General features: G+C 42.7%; 11 protein-coding genes. 3 read left to right on the top strand and 8 right to left on the bottom strand.

The genetic code is table 11. The features are described 5' to 3' along the window. The first annotated feature begins 34 nt into the window (after nucleotides 1–34). A complete protein-coding gene (locus INE92_RS22690) occupies nucleotides 35–952 on the top strand; it encodes a DUF2156 domain-containing protein (RefSeq protein ID WP_004305058.1) in 918 nt (305 codons plus the stop codon). 13 nt (nucleotides 953–965) lie between these two features. Then, entirely contained in the window at nucleotides 966–1,982 is a 1,017-nt protein-coding gene (locus INE92_RS22685; RefSeq protein WP_195436116.1) for a GNAT family N-acetyltransferase, read from the top strand. 64 nt (nucleotides 1,983–2,046) lie between these two features. On the opposite strand, the gene INE92_RS22680 is transcribed toward INE92_RS22685, so the two are convergent. From INE92_RS22680 to folP, 8 genes are all read right to left on the bottom strand, one after another. Beyond that, on the bottom strand, nucleotides 2,047–3,342 hold the full coding sequence (locus INE92_RS22680; protein ID WP_195436115.1) for an alpha-l-rhamnosidase: 1,296 nt from the start codon (nucleotides 3,340–3,342) through the stop codon (nucleotides 2,047–2,049). A gap of 14 nt (nucleotides 3,343–3,356) precedes the next feature. Then, nucleotides 3,357–4,397 (bottom strand): glycoside hydrolase family 43 protein, encoded by a 1,041-nt coding sequence (locus INE92_RS22675; protein ID WP_055235288.1) that lies wholly within the window; start codon nucleotides 4,395–4,397, stop codon nucleotides 3,357–3,359. Nucleotides 4,398–5,462: 1,065 nt separating this feature from the next. Then, on the bottom strand, nucleotides 5,463–7,412 hold the full coding sequence (locus INE92_RS22670) for a glycoside hydrolase family 97 protein (RefSeq protein ID WP_118407421.1): 1,950 nt from the start codon (nucleotides 7,410–7,412) through the stop codon (nucleotides 5,463–5,465). A 36-nt stretch (nucleotides 7,413–7,448) separates the two neighbouring features. Then, nucleotides 7,449–9,914, bottom strand: a complete 2,466-nt coding sequence (locus INE92_RS22665) for an alpha-L-arabinofuranosidase C-terminal domain-containing protein (protein ID WP_015532273.1) — start codon at nucleotides 9,912–9,914, stop codon at nucleotides 7,449–7,451. Nucleotides 9,915–10,291: 377 nt separating this feature from the next. Next, the gene (locus tag INE92_RS22660; protein ID WP_015532272.1) at nucleotides 10,292–11,269 is read right to left on the bottom strand and encodes a glycoside hydrolase family 43 protein; all 978 of its coding nucleotides are present in this window, start codon (nucleotides 11,267–11,269) and stop codon (nucleotides 10,292–10,294) included. 23 nt (nucleotides 11,270–11,292) lie between these two features. Further along, entirely contained in the window at nucleotides 11,293–13,629 is a 2,337-nt protein-coding gene (locus INE92_RS22655; RefSeq protein WP_015532271.1) for a beta-galactosidase, read from the bottom strand. Nucleotides 13,630–13,937: 308 nt separating this feature from the next. After that, a complete protein-coding gene (gene cdaA / locus INE92_RS22650; protein ID WP_004299718.1) occupies nucleotides 13,938–14,702 on the bottom strand; it encodes a diadenylate cyclase CdaA in 765 nt (254 codons plus the stop codon). 11 nt (nucleotides 14,703–14,713) lie between these two features. Then, complete coding sequence (folP, locus tag INE92_RS22645; protein WP_211421258.1) at nucleotides 14,714–15,580, bottom strand: dihydropteroate synthase; 867 nt, start codon at nucleotides 15,578–15,580, stop codon at nucleotides 14,714–14,716. A gap of 117 nt (nucleotides 15,581–15,697) precedes the next feature. Between folP and INE92_RS22640 the strand changes: the two genes are divergently transcribed. Further along, nucleotides 15,698–17,713: a tetratricopeptide repeat-containing sensor histidine kinase gene (locus INE92_RS22640; RefSeq protein ID WP_015532269.1), complete on the top strand. Its 2,016-nt coding sequence runs from the start codon at nucleotides 15,698–15,700 to the stop codon at nucleotides 17,711–17,713. Nucleotides 17,714–17,728 lie beyond the last annotated feature (15 nt).

Below are 17,728 nucleotides of genomic sequence, written 5' to 3'. Positions count from 1 at the left end.
GTTATATAAAGAGTTAAACGCAAAAAGCAATTTTATGATTCCATTTAAAGATATCACATTAGCAGACAAAGACACAATCACCTCATTCACGATGAAAAGTGATCGCCGCAATTGCGATCTTTCATTCTCCAATCTTTGCAGTTGGAGGTTCTTATATGACACTCAATTCGCAGTGGTCGACAACTTTTTGGTATTCAAGTTCTGGGCGGGAGAACAACTTGCTTATATGATGCCCGTAGGCACAGGAGATTTGAAAGCAGTATTGTGGGAACTGATAGAAGATGCCCGCAAAGAGAACCAGCATTTCTGTATGCTGGGAGTGTGCAGCAATATGCGCGCTGATCTCGAAGCTATCCTTCCGGAACAGTTCACTTTCACAGAAGACCGCGACTATGCGGATTATATTTATTTGAGAAGTGATCTATCTACGCTGAAAGGGAAGAAATTCCAAGCGAAAAGAAATCATATCAACCGGTTCCGCAACACTTATCCGGATTACGAATACACACCGATTACCCCGGACCGTATTCAGGAATGTCTGGATCTGGAAGCAGAGTGGTGTAAAGTGAATAACTGTGACCAACAGGAGGGGACAGGCAACGAACGTCGCGCCCTGATTTATGCTCTCCACAACTTCGAGGCACTCGGACTGACGGGAGGTATCTTGCATGTGAACGGTAAAATTGTCGCATTCACATTCGGTATGCCTATCAATCATGAAACATTCGGCGTACATGTAGAAAAAGCGGATACCAGTATTGAAGGTGCGTATGCCATGATTAATTATGAATTTGCCAACCGGATTCCCGAACAATATATCTATATCAACCGGGAAGAGGATTTAGGTATTGAGGGTTTACGCAAAGCCAAACTGTCTTACCAGCCGGCAACGATTCTGGAAAAATATATGGCTTGCCTCAAAGAGCATCCCATGAATATGGTAAAATGGTAAATCCATTATAAATATGATGATAAAGGAGCAAGTAAAAGCATTGTGGAAAATCTGTTTTGACGATAGTGAAGAATTCGTTGAAATGTACTTCAGACTGCGCTATAAAACAGAGGTGAATGTCGCCATCCAAAGTGGCGATGAGGTAATCTCTGCGCTTCAGATGCTTCCTTATCCGATGACTTTTGGTGGAGAGACTGTACAGACCTCCTATATTTCAGGAGCCTGTACGCATCCCGATTTCCGAAGCAAAGGGGTTATGCGAGAGCTCTTATCACAGTCTTTCGCCCGGATGCTGCGGAATGGAGTATATTTCAGTACATTGATACCGGCAGAGCCCTGGTTGTTCGACTATTATGCCCGCATGGGATATGCTTCCGTATTCAAGTATTCAACTAAAGAGATCGTTTTGCCGGAGTTTATTCCTGCTAAAGAGATAGCGGTCAGTGTGGTATCAGAGTTTCAGGAGGAGATCTATTCTTATTTGAATAAGAAGCTTTCCGAACGGGCTTGCTGTATTCAGCACACGCTGGAAGACTTTCAGGTTATTATGACTGATCTTGCCATCAGCGGAGGATACTTATTTGTAGCCAGACAAGAAAACGAAATCAAGGGGATGACTATTATATATAAAGGAGACAAACATATCATTATCAATGAGCTTTGCGCTGAAGATAAAGATGTGGAATATAGCCTATTGTATGCTATCAGGCAACACACCGGATATAAGCGCATGGTTCAACTCTTACCTCCCGAAGATCAACAGCCTCAACATCCGTTGGGTATGGCACGTATCATCAATGCCAAAGAAGTGCTGCAAATCTATGCCGCGGCTTTCCCCGAAGATGAAATGCAATTGGAATTGTCTGATAAGCAATTGTCTGTGAATAACGGTTATTATTATCTGTGTAAAGGGAAGTGCATGTATAGTACCGAGCGACTGCCCGGTACACATATACAGATGAATATTAGCGAACTAACAGATAAAATACTCCAGCCGTTAAAGCCATATATGAGCTTGATGATGAATTAAGACACGAATTACACCACCTAGGAAGAGTACGAAAAAAAGAGTTGCAGATAATTCCTTCATATCTTTACTTATTTATATTCATATCTGTTTCTAATACATATACCATTTGAGGGTCAATTTCCGCTGTACGTTCACCATCTCCCTGACGGGTGTGTTGCACAAAAAGGTGAAGTTTCCGCTGTTTCTTCCAGAGCTCCGTATCATGGGACGGTTCCCAGGCATCCACGGAAAAGTCGGTCAAATCCGTTATCGTCCATTTACTAATGCCGACGTCGGACGCATGTGCCATTGAGACACGGCTTCCCCGTTCTTCGTCGCGGAAAATATAAAAGACTTCCCCACCCTCTACCACAATACGCGGACGGGCAATAGGTATCATTTTCGTACCGCCACCCTTCAAGGTAAAAGGTGTTTTGCGATCTGTGATCTGCCGTTGATGCCATACTTTCCCATCGTTCCAGACGATACGATATTGGGGCACGTTACTGTCGGGATCCCGCCAATAAGTGGCTATATACGGATTTCCTTCTGCATCGGCACTCATACTTGTTTGATTAATCAACTCACAGTTTTGAGGCAAACGACAGGCATACTCTGCATTAGACAATTTGATAGGAAGTTCATATTGCTCTCCGCTTGATTTATACCAAGTCACTCCATTATCAAACGAACGGGCATAACATATATCATGGTTTGTTTCCACATGCCAGCTTTCGCGCCACACCCACGAAAGATGGATGGTTCCTTTCTCATCGACATACATTTGCCAATAAGCATTCCGTTTATTTTCTCCATCAATCAGTATATCCTGCACACGAGTCCATTTATGTTCTTTCAGCGAATAACGGTTCATCACCAAGTTACCACGACCGGAAGAACCGGAACGATAAACAAACAGTAAATCTCCTCCGGATAAAGAATAAAACTCCGGATAGGTTACATTTCCTTCATCAATTCCGGTCATCGGTATTTTATCTCCCAGTTTCAGAGAACCGGGAGCAATGCTCCGGCAATAATTCAGTTTATGTCCATGATGATCGAAAGACACGTGTATGTAACCTTCTCCATCCACCATCATACTGATTACATTATGAGCATCCTTTACATTTCCCTGATATTGGGTACGGTGTAAAGTCCATTGTTTCGAATCCAGTTTCCGCTTTCCAAGTATCAGATAGCCGTCGTTATCGTAATAACTGATATATTGTTCCTCACCGTGCGTCACCAGCGAGTTATTCCGAAAGACCGTCGTATTGACCGAAGTACAGCTATATCCCTTTCCTACTTCCACCAAACGCTGGGAACAGACAAGAGTAGGAACAAGTATTATTCCGCAAAGTAGTAGTAATATCCGTTTCATGCTTATCTTCTTTTTTATTTGTCAAAGATGGAAAGAGTCCATTTTTCATGCCAGGGAATTGTTATCTTTCCGTCTTTTACAAGTACAGGCAGCCATACATAGCGGGAGTCTTCCAAGTCTTTCTTTTTCCAGCGGTCGAACATAGCGATGTATGCGTCCTTCTTTCCGATAACAGGCTGAACGTAAGTACTCTGCGCGTAAAACGTTTTATCCGCATCCGGTCCCGTACAAGGATTACCGATCGTTTTCCACGTTCCCATAATAGAATCGGCCACTGCTATTTCGGCCACATTCGGATCCCAGCCTGTGCAACCGGAGCTTAACATATAGTATTTACCATTATATTTAAACACAGCCGGAGCTTCACGAGACTCTTTGACAAAATTGCGAGTAAACCGTCCGCTGGGTTTCAGGTAATCATCAGTCAAAAGACTAATATACATAGTTTCATTATTTTCCGAAGAATAGAACTGATAAGCACGTCCGTCATCATCCACAAAAACTGTCTGGTCGCGGCTCATCGCATTGTTCGGACGGAAACTTCCCTGATAGACGAACGGTCCGACAGGAGAATCGGCAACCGCCACGCCAGCACAAGCCTTACTGTAATCGGCGCTTTCCACATGTGCCCACATTACAAACTTACCGGTCTTCTTATTAAAGATGACTTTCGGACGTTCCAACACCTTGGAGGGATGCAGGTCATGATTCGGATCGTCTTTGACTGCCGAAAGCACAATTCCTTCAAATTTCCAATTCAGCAAGTCTTTAGAGGAGTAACAACCGACTCCGGTCACGTCTGTACGATAACACTCCCACGTAGCCCAGTCCGGCAAAATCGTTTTTCCTTTCTTGTATTCACCATACCAATAGTAAGTACCATTGTGATAAAGAAGTCCGCCACCATGGGCATTGATCGGATTTCCATCCGTATCATTCCACACTTGTCCGGGGATAAATGCTGTGTTCTTTTGTGCCTGCATTGATACAGGCAATAACAACGCGCAAACGACTCCTGATAATATACACTTGATTATTCTGCAATGTCTATTCATATTCATGATATTAAATAAGATTTCTTGTTTACAAAGATAGATGATACATTAAATATAAAGGTACACTTATGTGTCAAAAAAGGACTAAAAAACAATCATTCTCCGCTAAATGTATCATATTACGGAGCATTTGCACTTCAATTTTAGCCTGCGTTTACCATATAATACGATAGGGATAGGGATTTCACCTATCAGTTCACTCAATAAAAAGAACCTACCCGATTTCAACACAAAGTGATTTTCTGGTCGAGCAGGTCATTTATATATACACATAAAATGCTTTTCTGATAGTCCGGTTTCCTAATCCTATATGGCACTTCTCTATCTATGCTTCTGAAGACATACCTGACCTGCTTCCTTATCCATTACTAACTACCCTCTCTTTCATTAATAACAAACTTTCTTTTGATTATAGGTAAACTTCCTACTACCAGTATGTAAACTTACTTTTCAATAAATGCAATCTATAAATGAAAGTTGCGTTTATAAAAACAAAACTTGCAATTATATAAATGGAACTTGCATTTATATAATCAAAGCTTGCATTTATAGTTTTCTTATAATGCAAAAGAAGTTTAGGTCCTATACAAAGGAAGTTTGTCCCTTATAGAAAAGAAGTTTTCTTATAATAGTCTGGAAGCCATCTATTAATACTTCTCCTGCCAGCTATAGATAAAAGATTTAGCAGACTAGACAGCTGTAAAAGCCAGGGTAGAAAGGTGAAAGGAAGGTGAAAGCCAGCCCTTCACCCGCTAATGACGATGAACAGGGCATTGTGAAAGGTGAAGGGTCTTTTCTTGAATATGATTATTTTAGTATACCAGCGTAAGGCAATGTCTGCAACCACAACTGAATGAATTATATCCACGAAACATTTCTCAAATATGATTTCATTCAAAGAATAAAGAAAGCAGTCTATATTGTTTATATTCAAGCAATTATTCATAGCACAATTTGTGTAGCATAAAAAGTGCTACATAAATTATGCTATAAATATTGATTCTATCAAACTTTTACCGAACAATCATTGCCACATGATCCCACAACAAACGGTAGAACTATCATCTATTTGTTTACCAATACAGCACCTCCCTGCGGAAGAATCTCCAGCTGTACTTTACCGTTCTCTTTTACTTTCAACGGCACTAGCTGTGGTGCTCCTTTTTTATCATCCTTATACAGAGAAACTGTTTTTCCGGCAAACATCTCTAAATCCAGTTTCAACTTCAATGTTTCTTTTCCTGCATTAATGGCCGCCACATACCAAGTGCCACCGTGACGACGTGCCAAGACTACATATTTCCCCGGATATCCGTCAATGAAACACGTCTCATCCCACGTGGTAGGAATCGTTTTCATATAGTCCATGCAAACAGGGGAAACATCTTTCAGGTTGTTGGGGGCAAGTGCAAAGTTCTGTACCGGATTCTGGAATAACACGGTAGTGGCTAATTGAAATATATCAGTAGTGCGACGCGTAGTTCCTCCGTCATTGTTGCGGTTCAGCCGTTTGTTCAGGAAACAGCCGCCAAATTCCATGCTACCCACCGTATTGCGGATAAACGGATGCAGACAAGCATTGAAAGCCTCTTTATCGCAGAAATGCTGGTTGAATACCATATTCTCGGATGCCAGTACGGCTTCACTACCTACATAATTCGGATACATGCGTTCCCATCCGCGAGGGATTGTACAACCGTGGAAGATCACCATCAGGCCGTGATCGTCGGCATCACTCAAGATATCTTCATACAGGCGCATCGTTTCTTGCTTGTCGCCACCAAAGAAATCGACTTTAATGCCTTTTACTCCAAGACTCTGTAACCATTTCATCTCCCGTTTGCGAATAATGGCGTTGTCCATGTGATTAACCGGTCCTTGCTCAATATCATTCCAATAACCGGAAGAGCTATACCATAAGAAGAGTTCCACGCCTTTACTACGTGCGTATTCTACCAAAGACTTCATGCGGTCACGACCGATGTTCGTATCCCACCAGTTATCAATCAACGCATACTCATATCCCATTGCCGCAGCAAAATCAATATATCGCACCTGATCGTCATAGTTGATACTACCATCCTGCCAAAGAATCCAGCTCCATGTGCCGCGTCCGAAACGGTAGTCATATTTTGTTTCATAAAGAGGACGCACGACATCCCACGCAACAGTTGTTTCCACAATCGGTTTCAAAGTCTCGCCGACAGTGATGGTACGCCAGGGAGTAGCTCCCGGCAAGGCAAATGCCGGAGCAACCGTTCCGTTGCCATTATTTTCTTCTGCCATCGGGAAAGCAATCGTATACAGATTACCTTCGCTCACATCGCTTAAACGTGAGCCGCAATATCGACTGTCCACTCCTGTCTCGCTAACCAGCACCCAACCATCGTCACCAATACGGAACAGGCAAGGGAATGTGTAACCATGCCCGTACTGGGAACGGTCACTCATCGGAGCATCTGCCTTGTATTCTTCCTCATAACTGGGTTTTGTACGCTTCCATCCTATCATAGCATCGCTTTGCGGACACAAGAAAGTAGTAGTCTGTTGCGGAAAACGGAAACCGGTTTCTTCGGCAGTCACCGTTACACTTCCTTTTCCATCTTGACGCGGCAGAATATAACGGAAAGCTACATCATTGTTGCTGACACGAAAGACAACGTCTATTTTCTGCCCTTTCGGATTCTCAAAATGACAGTTCAGCTCGTTTGCCTGATAATACACTTGTGAGGTTTTAATACGATCCTGATGGTAGACAGTATCAATCGGGGTGACCGTATGCCCTGTCAGTTTCATTCCTTTAGCAAAGTCACCGATATTCGTGTTCATACCCAAAGGTGATTTCTCCAGCATGGTTTTCCCATTATAGGTAATGGAATAACTTGGCTTTTCGGTAGGAGAAGTAAAGACAACCAATTGCAGTTTTTCATCCGGTCCTTTCACGACCACGTCTTGTGCCATCAGCGAAGTCAGACAGCAACCAGCCACCAGTAGAGTGCTTATTATCTTCTTCATATTATTCATGTTATTATGTTCTTCATTTATTTCCTGTTATTTCTCATTTGCCTTTTTTATCCGGATCACCGTAAAAGAGTAGGCAGACAATTGGCAATCAAACTTTTCTGCCACTTCCACCGTATCTTCAACAGGTAGCGGAGTATCTGCCGGTTTACCGGTCAGTACGGTTCTCTTTGCAGAAGGCTGTATCACACCGATTCCGGAAAGGTCGACATGGGTATTAACCTCTACTGGAAGTAAGTTGACCAACTTTACAATCACATCTCCACTTGCCGAATCGCGGACAATGGAAGAAGCAAAACGTTTCTGCACTTTATCGTCTTTATTATCCAAAGTGATCTTCGACGGCAAATATTCGTTTCCGGCATTCTGTCCGTAGAGTTTCTGCACATAATATCCGGTGGTAGGTTTCACTTCCCGGTTATTGAAGTAAATCAAATCCGGATTCCATTGGGTATGTCCTTCTTTGGCGAGAAGAGGAGCATAGGAAGTCATGTGTACAACGTCTCCATTGCGTTCCAAGGCAGCAAGATAAAGAGCTTCCGTCAGTGCAGTTTCGATATTCGCTTTTCGTCCCGGGATATGAGTCGCATATTCGCCCAGGTATACTTTTGTCTTTTTCGAACGGTCGTATTTATCGTAGAAATCCTGATTGTTCAGGAACCATCCCGGAGTCTGATAATAATGTTCGTCCACCATCGGCACACCCAGTTTGTCGGCCAGTTTCCATCCTTCTACGTAGTCTGTTCCTTCATTGAACGGTCCTACTGTACCTACAACGACCATTTCAGGATATTTTTCTTTGATGGCATTAAATATCATTGTAAAACGTTCTTCGAAGATATCGGTGATGAGATCTTCATTTCCGATGCCAATGTATTTCAGATTAAAAGGTTTCGGATGGCCTGCTTCGGCACGTACCTTTCCCCACTTTGTCTTCTTAGCGTCGCCGTTTGCCCACTCTATCAGATCAAGAATATCCTGAATATAAGCACCCATTTCGCTCATTGGGATACCGCCTTGCTGCCCGCCTCTCAAGTCACCGTGACAGGCAGAGTTCTGGCAAGGAACACCGGCTGCCAATACCGGAAGCGGTTCTGCGCCAATATCTTCGCAGAATTGGAAATATTCAAAATATCCCAGTCCCATGCTTTGATGATATCCCCAAAGGTTACGTTGCGCCTTTCTTGCTTCTAACGGACCGACTGTGTTTTTCCATTGATAGATATTCTTCAGACCATCACCATGAGCCACACAGCCACCGGGAAAACGGATGAAACGGGGATGAATGTCAGCTAACACTTGAGCCAGATCCTTGCGGAGTCCGTTCTTGCGTCCTTTAAATGTATGCTGCGGAAATAGGGAAATCATATCCAGATTCAATTCTCCAGCAGATTGGGGAATGATTTCGAGGCGAGTATCTGCGGTTGCTTTGGCAGTAATCACTGTTTTATACGTTTTCCATTGCCGGGAAGATACAGTCAGAGAAGTCTCTCCACATATATTTCCTTCTCCATCTACCAAACGAACCTGCAATTTGTTTGATTGCCCCTGCGGAACCCTCGCAAATATGGAAAAGTCATATTTCTCTCCGACATTCAGCGCGATACCATCAAAGCCTGTATTTTCTAACGCGGCTCCCGGTCGTTCTACATTCAATACGGCATAATGTGGATTATTGGCATGAATAGGATCGGTAGTGTTAATGGTGAAAGTGGTTTTATCTCCTTTCAATGTCCAGGAATGAGTACTATTCCAGTTCTTATCCCCTTCCCTGTCTGAAGGGTCGTATTCGAAATCACGGTTCTGGATCAGCTCTGCATAGAGTCCTCCGTCTGCCGAATAATTAATATCTTCAAAGAAGACACCCAACAAGACATCGCTGATGTCTTTGGCACGTTCGGGCTGTACGGTGACCATTGCATTTACAGGCTTCAAACCGGCAAAACGTTCTCCATCCTGCACCGGACGTTCTTCATGCAATGAGTTCCGATATTGATTCCAGCCATAGTTCTTATTTAATCCATCTACCAAAGTCCACGCTACCCGGTTGATAGTTCCTTTCTGCTCCTCTCCGGCAACTACGGCTTTCACTCTTGTTCCGTCAAAATCGGAAGTAGTACGGGGATATTTCTGGCTGGTCCAGTTTATCAAGTCTTTAGAAGTGGCCTGACCGTATCCATCACGATCATTCAATTTCCAGGTACATATCCATTCGCCAGCGGGCGACTGTTTCAAATAAGGGTCGAGCATTTTCTTCTGTGATCCCCAACGGCTGTAATCACACCGGAGATATCCGTAGTTCCGGCCGACTTCAAACCAGTTTTCCTTATCCATGCTCCAGGCAAAACGAAGCCCGCTACGTCCGTCGTCTCCGGAAGTGGCAAAGGAAAAGAGATAAACCGAATCGGGGGTACTCGTCATTTCTTTGATTGCAGCTAAAGTGACTTGCTGAAACGACAAAAACAAGACAACTAAAAACAGGAATAAATTTCTCATGGTATCTATTGCATTAAGATTATCAATCGCAAAGTTAAGATTTTCATTATTCTAACTGATATATTTCAAGCTATAATTGGTTGTTTTACACTTAAAAATATATAAGAAACAAGTAAACAAGGGTAAAATATACACTTTTTCCAATATCGTATACTATTTTCCTGGATTACACTAGTGAATCCACCTTATCTTAATAACTCAAAAAAAGACGAAAGGGTGAATGTATTTATCTGGAAATGAAAATTACCCGCTTGAAATTCATTGAATTTGTAGATGAGAGGTGCCCAAATTTCCTTTCAACGAAATCATCTTCGCGACAAGAAGCTGTGGCGAGGATGATTTCTAATTTAGATGGGTTTTGACCTTCCTCCTTTAGATCAGAAACCTTCCGGTTTACCATACGCCTTGAAAAGGCGTTGCAATTCTTTTTGAGTAATCGGAATAACAGTACCGTGGCGTGGATGGAAATCCATACTGATAGCATGGTCAATCACTTTGAAGTGTTCCAGATCGACACTTTCCGTAAACTGGTATTTGCCTTTCATATACACATCATACATCAAGATGTACTTATCCGAGCCAATCAATGGAAAGATACCCGCACCCTCTACTGCATCCTTCGTCTGCTGCTTATAGTCATCTGATTCCGTCCACTGTCCGGAGATCAGAGAAGGAGAAGTAGCCTTTTTAATGCCATTTCCATTCCCTTCCGTTTTATAGAACAGGTGATAAATTCCATCTTTATAAATAATGTCGCCGTCAATACATGACTTTTCGTTTTTCGGAAGAAACAGTGGTTTCGGTTCTCCTTCTATATCGGTGAAATCCTTGTTAGCATAAGCATAATAAATGATGTCCGGGCCATTGCCATGTTGCATGGACCAATAGATCATGTATTTTCCGGCTTCCTTGTCATAAATCGTTTGTGGCGCCCACACACGTTTCAGGTTTTCCTGATCGGGATATTTCTTCTGGATATTCACGATATTGGAAGTCCAGTGTACAAGGTCTTTCGATTTCAGCAATACCATGGCGCGATTAGAACTCCATCCATTGGCAGATACCATGTCTGTAACTACCATATAAAATGTCTTCCCATCTTCACAACGTAAAATATGAGGATCGCGCACTCCGCCTGTTGAACTAATCACCCGGGAATCAAGTACCGGTTGATTTCCATTCAAAGCTTTATAATTATATCCGTCGAGACTAACAGCCATCCTGACGGCTTCTTCACTCATGCGATTGCCGGTGAAATAAACAAACAGGTAGGCAGATTGTTGGCAATATCCAGTCAACACTCCTACGAAGAGGAGTGCGAAAAGGATTATATTTTTCTTCATATCTATTATCATTTCAATGCTTGTACATCAATAGTTTAGTAATTAAAGTCGGCAGATTTCACATACACCCGATATTCTTTAATCATGCCCGGATATTCTTTTTCGGCACGGGGCAGATAGCGGAAGCCGGTCACTGTTTCCACTTTACTCAAGTCAATCACCAGTTGATGAGGATAAGGGACATTATCCACAGTCATCCAGAAAGTAGATTCCTGCAAATCAAATATTTTGTCGGCTGTACGGTTGCCGCTACGCGTTTCTTCGCTATCGGCATAACGAATCTTCCAATGCTCACGAGATACCGGTTTGCCATCAGCTCCCAGGACATCGAACTCTGCCACTGCTGCGATGTTATCATTTGCTTGCGGAGAAAGCGCTTCCAAACAGAAATAACGTCCTTTCACTGGAGCAGCAAATCGTACTTCCTGCCAGCCGTTGCCCGGAGTGAAAGCACCTTCATGTATTACTTTCTCACCTGCCAGTTTCAGTTTTTCTCCATCCTTGCGGTGTGTTTCGGGAGCTTTTTCACGAAGCATATCAAGAATAGGTTTCTTCAAGCCTTTGATAGAAGCCTTGGCAGGACCTTTCAAATCCAATACGAGAATTTCATTCTCTCCTTCTTTCAGCCAGCAGCCCGGCATAAAGAGGGTCTGTTGCGGACCGATTTCCCAGAAACGCCCCATTGCATGACCATTCACCCAAACCATACCTTTACCCCATGTACTCATATCCAGAAATGTATCTCCTACTTTATCCAGTTTAAAAGTGCTCTTGTAGTAAGCAGGCATAAACGGTAGTATTTTTGTATCGTTATATTTCTTGTCTTTAATAAAAGAATAATCTACTGGAAAGTTGTACACAGTCCAGTTTTTCAATTCCTTAGCCTGATTACCCGAAACTAGCTCCACCTTTTCTGTAATACCTTTGCGGTCGTGAATGGATTTGTCAAAGTTGACACGTCCCATTGCTTCCACCAGAATATCCAGTTGCGTACCTTTTTTTAGTGCGGGCAAAGTCGTAGTAAATTCTCCTTTGCGACGGTCCAAACGAGCCAGAAGTTTGCCGCCGGCATAGATTTGCGCCCAGTCGTGCACTTCCGTAATCTTCAAAACGGTTCCTGCGGGGATTGCTTCAGGCAGTGTGGTCCGATACAGAATAGTTCCCCATCCTTGATTGAATTGTTCCATCGGTTGAATATCCACTATTTGTTTGGCTTCCGGCAAATTCGAGAATAGTGGAGCCACTTTATTGAAATGAATTTCTGGAATCTCAATAACAGGCAAAGCAGCGGGGATTTCAGGCAATGATTCACCCGCCGAAAGATAGTTTTTCAATAAATCGCGAAGCAAGAAAAACTTTTCGGTAGTCCATCCGGCTTCACTGATCGGAGCGTCATAATCATACGAACTGCACATAGCGGAATAAGCCGGGTTGTTTGCACCTCCCCAATGACCGAAAGTCGTCCCTCCGTGAGTCATATAGAGACTGAAAGAAATATTCCGGTCGAGCATATCCTTGATGCCCTGTACCATGTCTTTCGCAGGACGTGTTTCGTGTTTCCGTCCCCAATGGTCGAACCATCCGCTCCAGAACTCACTACACATCAATGGAGTTTCGGGACGAAGCTCTTTCAGTTTCTTAAACTGCTGGTCGATATTAGCCCCAGTTCCGAAATTCACAGTCCAAATCAAATCGTCGAGTGCGTTATTGGTAAAGTTACTGCTCCAGTCACATTGAAACAGAGGCACATCGGTAAAACCGGATTCACGTACCAAATCACGTACGGCAGAAACGTATGGTTTATCGGTTCCGTAAGAGCCATACTCGTTCTCCACCTGAACCATGATAATGTTTCCTCCTTTATCCACTTGCAACGGAGCCAGTTGTTTGCCGACTTCTTTCATAAAAATGCCTACGCGTTCCATGTAATAAGGATCAAGCGTGCGCAAAGCTACGTCTTTTTTCTTTAACAGCCACCAGGGAAGTCCTCCCATCTCCCATTCCGCACACACATACGGACCGGGACGGACAATGACGTACATTCCATGTTGCTGCGCAAGTTTACAGAAAGCGGCAATATCATTCTGACCGGAGAAGTCGAACTTTCCTTCTTCCTGTTCGTGGATATTCCAGAAAATATAAATGCAAATCGTATTCATTCCCAATGCTTTGCACATCTCTATGCGATGACTCCAGTAAGCCTGTGGGATACGGGTGTAATGCAATTCAGCCGCCTTCACTACAAATGGTTTTCCATCAAGCAGGAATGTGTTCTTGCCCGCCTCAAATTTGTGGGCAGTGGTTTGCGCCTGTGCACTACTAAAGAGAATAACTGTAAAAAGTACCAGTAAAGCAATAATTTTGTTTTTCATGGTTTATTCAAAAATAGAATTTTAATAGTATACGGCAAAGGTAGGCGATTCACCTAAAAAGGAGGGGATAATTATCATTCAAAAAGGGTTAGAAATAAAGCAAAATAGCGCCAATTGGCGCTATTTTGCTTTATTTCATTTATTCCCGATCGCAGAAATACCTGGCAGAAACATAACCATTAAGTCACAAAAGGATAGTTCATATCTATTGTTATTGCCCTAAAGATAATAAATAAAACACCAATGGTCAAATAATGATAGTCATAAAACGACCATCATTATTTGACCATTGGCCTATCACTATAAAATCAGTTTTCTTTTGTCAGCAGACTTTCCAATTCTTCCGCGTTCAGACGAAGATAAAATTGTCCGCGATAGGCTACGGAGATACCGCCTGTTTCTTCCGAAACAATAATAGCATGAGCATCCGACTGTTGAGAGATTCCCATTGCTGCGCGATGTCGCAAGCCAAGTTCTTTCGGTATATTCAAATCATGGGATACAGGAAGAATACATCCTGCCGCCTTGATACGTTTTTTGCTGATTACCATTGCGCCATCGTGCAACGGACTATTCTTGAAGAATATATTTTCGATTAAACGTTGGTTGATTGCCGCATCAATCAGTTCGCCCGTACGGACAACTTCATCTAAAGGAACGTTATGCTCTATGACAATCAATGCACCGACTTTTTGCTTCCCCATATTCAAACAAGCCATTACCACCGGCATGATATCGTCATGCTTCAACGACTCTTTTTTCGAACCGTTAAAAAGACGGGCCAGTGCGCTGACATGTCGGTGAGACCCCAAAGTCAAGAGGAAACGGCGTATCTCATCCTGAAAAAGAACAATCAACGCGATCACACCCACATTCATCAATGTGTCGAAAATAGAGCCCAACAATTTCATTTCCAGCACTTGCGTCACCACCAGCCAGATCAGGATAAAAACCAAAATTCCGGTGAATACCTTGATGGAGCCGGAAGCTTTCATCAGTTTGTAGGTATAGTACAAAACAAAAGCTACCAGCAGGATATCGATAAAATCTTTTATACCAAACTCAAAAAACATGCACCCTCCTCTTATTTGTCATATCCACTCTCTATTTTTAATTTCTCTGTGATCCGGACAGCTTCCACCGCCTCACGCACATCATGTACACGCAGGATGTGCGCTCCTTTCATTAACGCAACAGTGTCCAATACGGTTGTCCCGTTTAATGAATCTTGCGGGGTTCCTCCCAATAATTTATAAATCATTGATTTCCGCGAAACTCCCACTAAAACGGGAAGTTCGAAGATATGAAACTCTTCCAGATGTGCCAATAGTTCATAATTATGTTCCAGTGTCTTTCCGAATCCGAATCCCGGATCGAGAATGATATCTTTCACTCCCAAGTCGCGAAGTTGCTGCACTTTACGGGCGAAATACAGGAAAACATCTTTTATCAGATTATCATAAGACGGTTCTTTCTGCATATTTTGGGGAGTTCCCTGCATGTGCATCATTATATAAGGTACTCCCAAGTCGGCTACTGTCTGAAACATCCGGTGATCCATTTCACCGGCAGCTATGTCATTAATAATAGCCACTCCATATTCTTTCACACATTCTTCCGCCACATCAGCCCGGAAAGTATCAACGGAAATAATGGCTTCGGGATGATTACGATTCAAAATTTCCAAACCGGTGCGCAGTCTTCGCATCTCTTCTTCAGCAGAAATATGTTCGGCATTCGATCGTGAAGAATAGGCTCCTATATCAATTATTGAAGCACCTTCATCAAGTATCTGCCGGGCCCGGGCAGCAATGTCTTCTTCAGTCTGCATCCGGCTGCCGGAATAAAAAGAATCGGGAGTAACATTTAAAATTCCCATCACCTGCGGAGTAGCAAGATCAAGCAACCGCCCTTTTACATTTATACAAATAGGAGATATAGGTTTCATCATTGACAACATTCCTTTTAAATCGCCTACAAATGTAGATAAAAAAAGCAAGTATTCGTACTAAAAAGAAGAAATAAACGTATATTTGCAAACTATAGAAGAACCCGAAAAATTCATACCATGAGCCGATTAACCCTATTTCGCGTAGGATTTCTTTTCCTCATTTTGTTCTTTACCACTACTGCTAAAGCTCAAAAAGAGGCTGAAACTTTCAATGTTGACTCTACTCTCTATGAATATTATCAACGTTGTCAAGAATACTTGTTAGAGCCTGTTGTACTTAATATGTCCGACACTTTATTCCGAATGGCCGGCGAACGGCAGGACGAACGAATGCAGGCAGTAGCCATAGCCACTCAACTGGATTATTATTATTTCCAAGGAACCAATGAAGACAGCGTAATCCACTATACCAACAAAGTAAAAGAATTCGCCAAGGCCACTCATCAGCCTAAATACTATTACTTCGCATGGGCTAATAGATTAATTACCTATTACCTAAAAACAAGCAGAACAAACATAGCACTTTATGAAGTGCAAAACATGTTAAAAGAAGCTCAAGAAGAGGATGATAAGACCGGCCTCTCCCGTTGCTATAACATCATGTCGCAAATCTACACCATCAAAAGATTCGATTCGATGGCGTTCGAGTGGCGATTGAAAGAAATCGAGCTGACTGAAAAATACAAGATCGAAAACTACAACATCTCCCAGACTTATGCCCAGATAGCCAACTATTACATCAACCAGAAAAAGCAAAAAGAAGCATTGGCTGCTGTGGAAAAAGCCATTGCGACTGCCAATTCCTCTACGCAACAAATATCTGCCAAGTTGGAATTTGTAAACTATTACAGCAAGTTCGGCGACTTTCAAGCTGCCGAAAAATTATTGAAGGAGTGTCAGGCAGCGTTTGAACAGGACAAAAGACTGGAGTCTATCAAAAAGAGACTGTATAATATAGAATGTTTATACTACCAGCAGACCAAACAATATCAGAAAGCGCTGGAAGCCGCAAAGATGCAGGAAAAAGAAGAACGTCGTTTAAGCGAAAGCATACTTAGCAGCAGCCATTATCGCACACAAGGAGAAATCTACCAAAAGATGGGGAATATGAACCTGGCGGTCAAATATCTGCAAATGTACATCAACACGGATGACTCTTTGAAAATAGCCAATGAGCAAGTGGCCAGCAGCGAATTCGCCACCTTATTAAATGTAGAAAAACTCAATGCCGAAAAGAAAGAACTCATGCTTCAGGCACAAGAGAAGGAGTTGCATAATAAAACAACCTTGATTATTTCATTGATTATTTTATTAGGTATCTTATTCATATTCCTTTATAGAGAAAACTTCCTGAAACGCAAACTGAAAGTTTCGGAAGCCGAACTTAAAACAAGGAATGAAGAGCTTATGGTATCGAGGGAAGAATTGCGTAAAGCCAAAGATATAGCGGAGGCAAGCAGCCGGATGAAAACAACATTTATCCAGAGCATGACGCACGAAATCCGCACACCGCTCAACTCTATCGTAGGCTTCTCGCAGGTATTAAGCGATCATTACAGCAATAGTCCGGAAACACAGGAGTTTGTCAATATCATCAAAAGCAACAGTAACGACTTGCTTCGACTGGTGACTGATGTGCTCACGCTGTCCGAACTGGATCAATACGAACAACTGCCCACTGACCCCGAAACAGACCTTCATGCGATCTGTCAACTTGCATCTGAAGTTGCCAAAGATAACACGCAGAAAGATGTAGAAGTTTTATTCGAACCTGAAAGAGAAAGCCTGCTCATACGCAGTAATTCGGAACGTATATCACAAGTATTGAACAACCTGGCACATAATGCCGCTAAATTTACGACTCATGGCAGTATTCGCATCGCTTATTCCGTATTGGAAGCTGAAAAGAAAATTGAAATCAGTGTGACCGATACAGGAACAGGCATCCCGAAAGACCAACAGGAAGCAGTATTTGAACGTTTCTACAAAATGAATTCTTTCACGCAGGGCACCGGGCTCGGACTTCCAATATGCCGGAGTATTGCCGAAAAGTTAGGAGGTAGTCTCCGAATCGACACTTCTTATACAGAAGGATGCCGGATGATCCTGACTCTTCCTTTGATATACGCCTAAGCAAAAAACTGTCCG

Origin of the sequence: Bacteroides xylanisolvens, from assembly GCF_018289135.1 — a bacterium.
Classification (GTDB): Bacteria; Bacteroidota; Bacteroidia; order Bacteroidales; family Bacteroidaceae; genus Bacteroides; species Bacteroides xylanisolvens.
Note: the sequence above shows the minus strand (reverse complement) of the source record. Positions and strands in the feature narration are given on the sequence as shown.

Bases quoted from the DNA above. Each gene is read 5' to 3' on its own strand.
- INE92_RS22685 (WP_195436116.1), top strand. From the start codon at position 966: ATGATGATAAAGGAGCAAGTAAAAGCATTGTGGAAAATCTGTTTTGAC.
- INE92_RS22690 (WP_004305058.1), top strand. From the start codon at position 35: ATGATTCCATTTAAAGATATCACATTAGCAGACAAAGACACAATCACC.
- INE92_RS22675 (WP_055235288.1), bottom strand. From the start codon at position 4,397: ATGAATAGACATTGCAGAATAATCAAGTGTATATTATCAGGAGTCGTT.
- INE92_RS22670 (WP_118407421.1), bottom strand. From the start codon at position 7,412: ATGAAGAAGATAATAAGCACTCTACTGGTGGCTGGTTGCTGTCTGACT.
- cdaA (WP_004299718.1), bottom strand. From the start codon at position 14,702: ATGTTTTTTGAGTTTGGTATAAAAGATTTTATCGATATCCTGCTGGTA.
- INE92_RS22665 (WP_015532273.1), bottom strand. From the start codon at position 9,914: ATGAGAAATTTATTCCTGTTTTTAGTTGTCTTGTTTTTGTCGTTTCAG.
- INE92_RS22640 (WP_015532269.1), top strand. From the start codon at position 15,698: ATGAGCCGATTAACCCTATTTCGCGTAGGATTTCTTTTCCTCATTTTG.
- INE92_RS22660 (WP_015532272.1), bottom strand. From the start codon at position 11,269: ATGATAATAGATATGAAGAAAAATATAATCCTTTTCGCACTCCTCTTC.
- folP (WP_211421258.1), bottom strand. From the start codon at position 15,580: ATGATGAAACCTATATCTCCTATTTGTATAAATGTAAAAGGGCGGTTG.
- INE92_RS22680 (WP_195436115.1), bottom strand. From the start codon at position 3,342: ATGAAACGGATATTACTACTACTTTGCGGAATAATACTTGTTCCTACT.
- INE92_RS22655 (WP_015532271.1), bottom strand. From the start codon at position 13,629: ATGAAAAACAAAATTATTGCTTTACTGGTACTTTTTACAGTTATTCTC.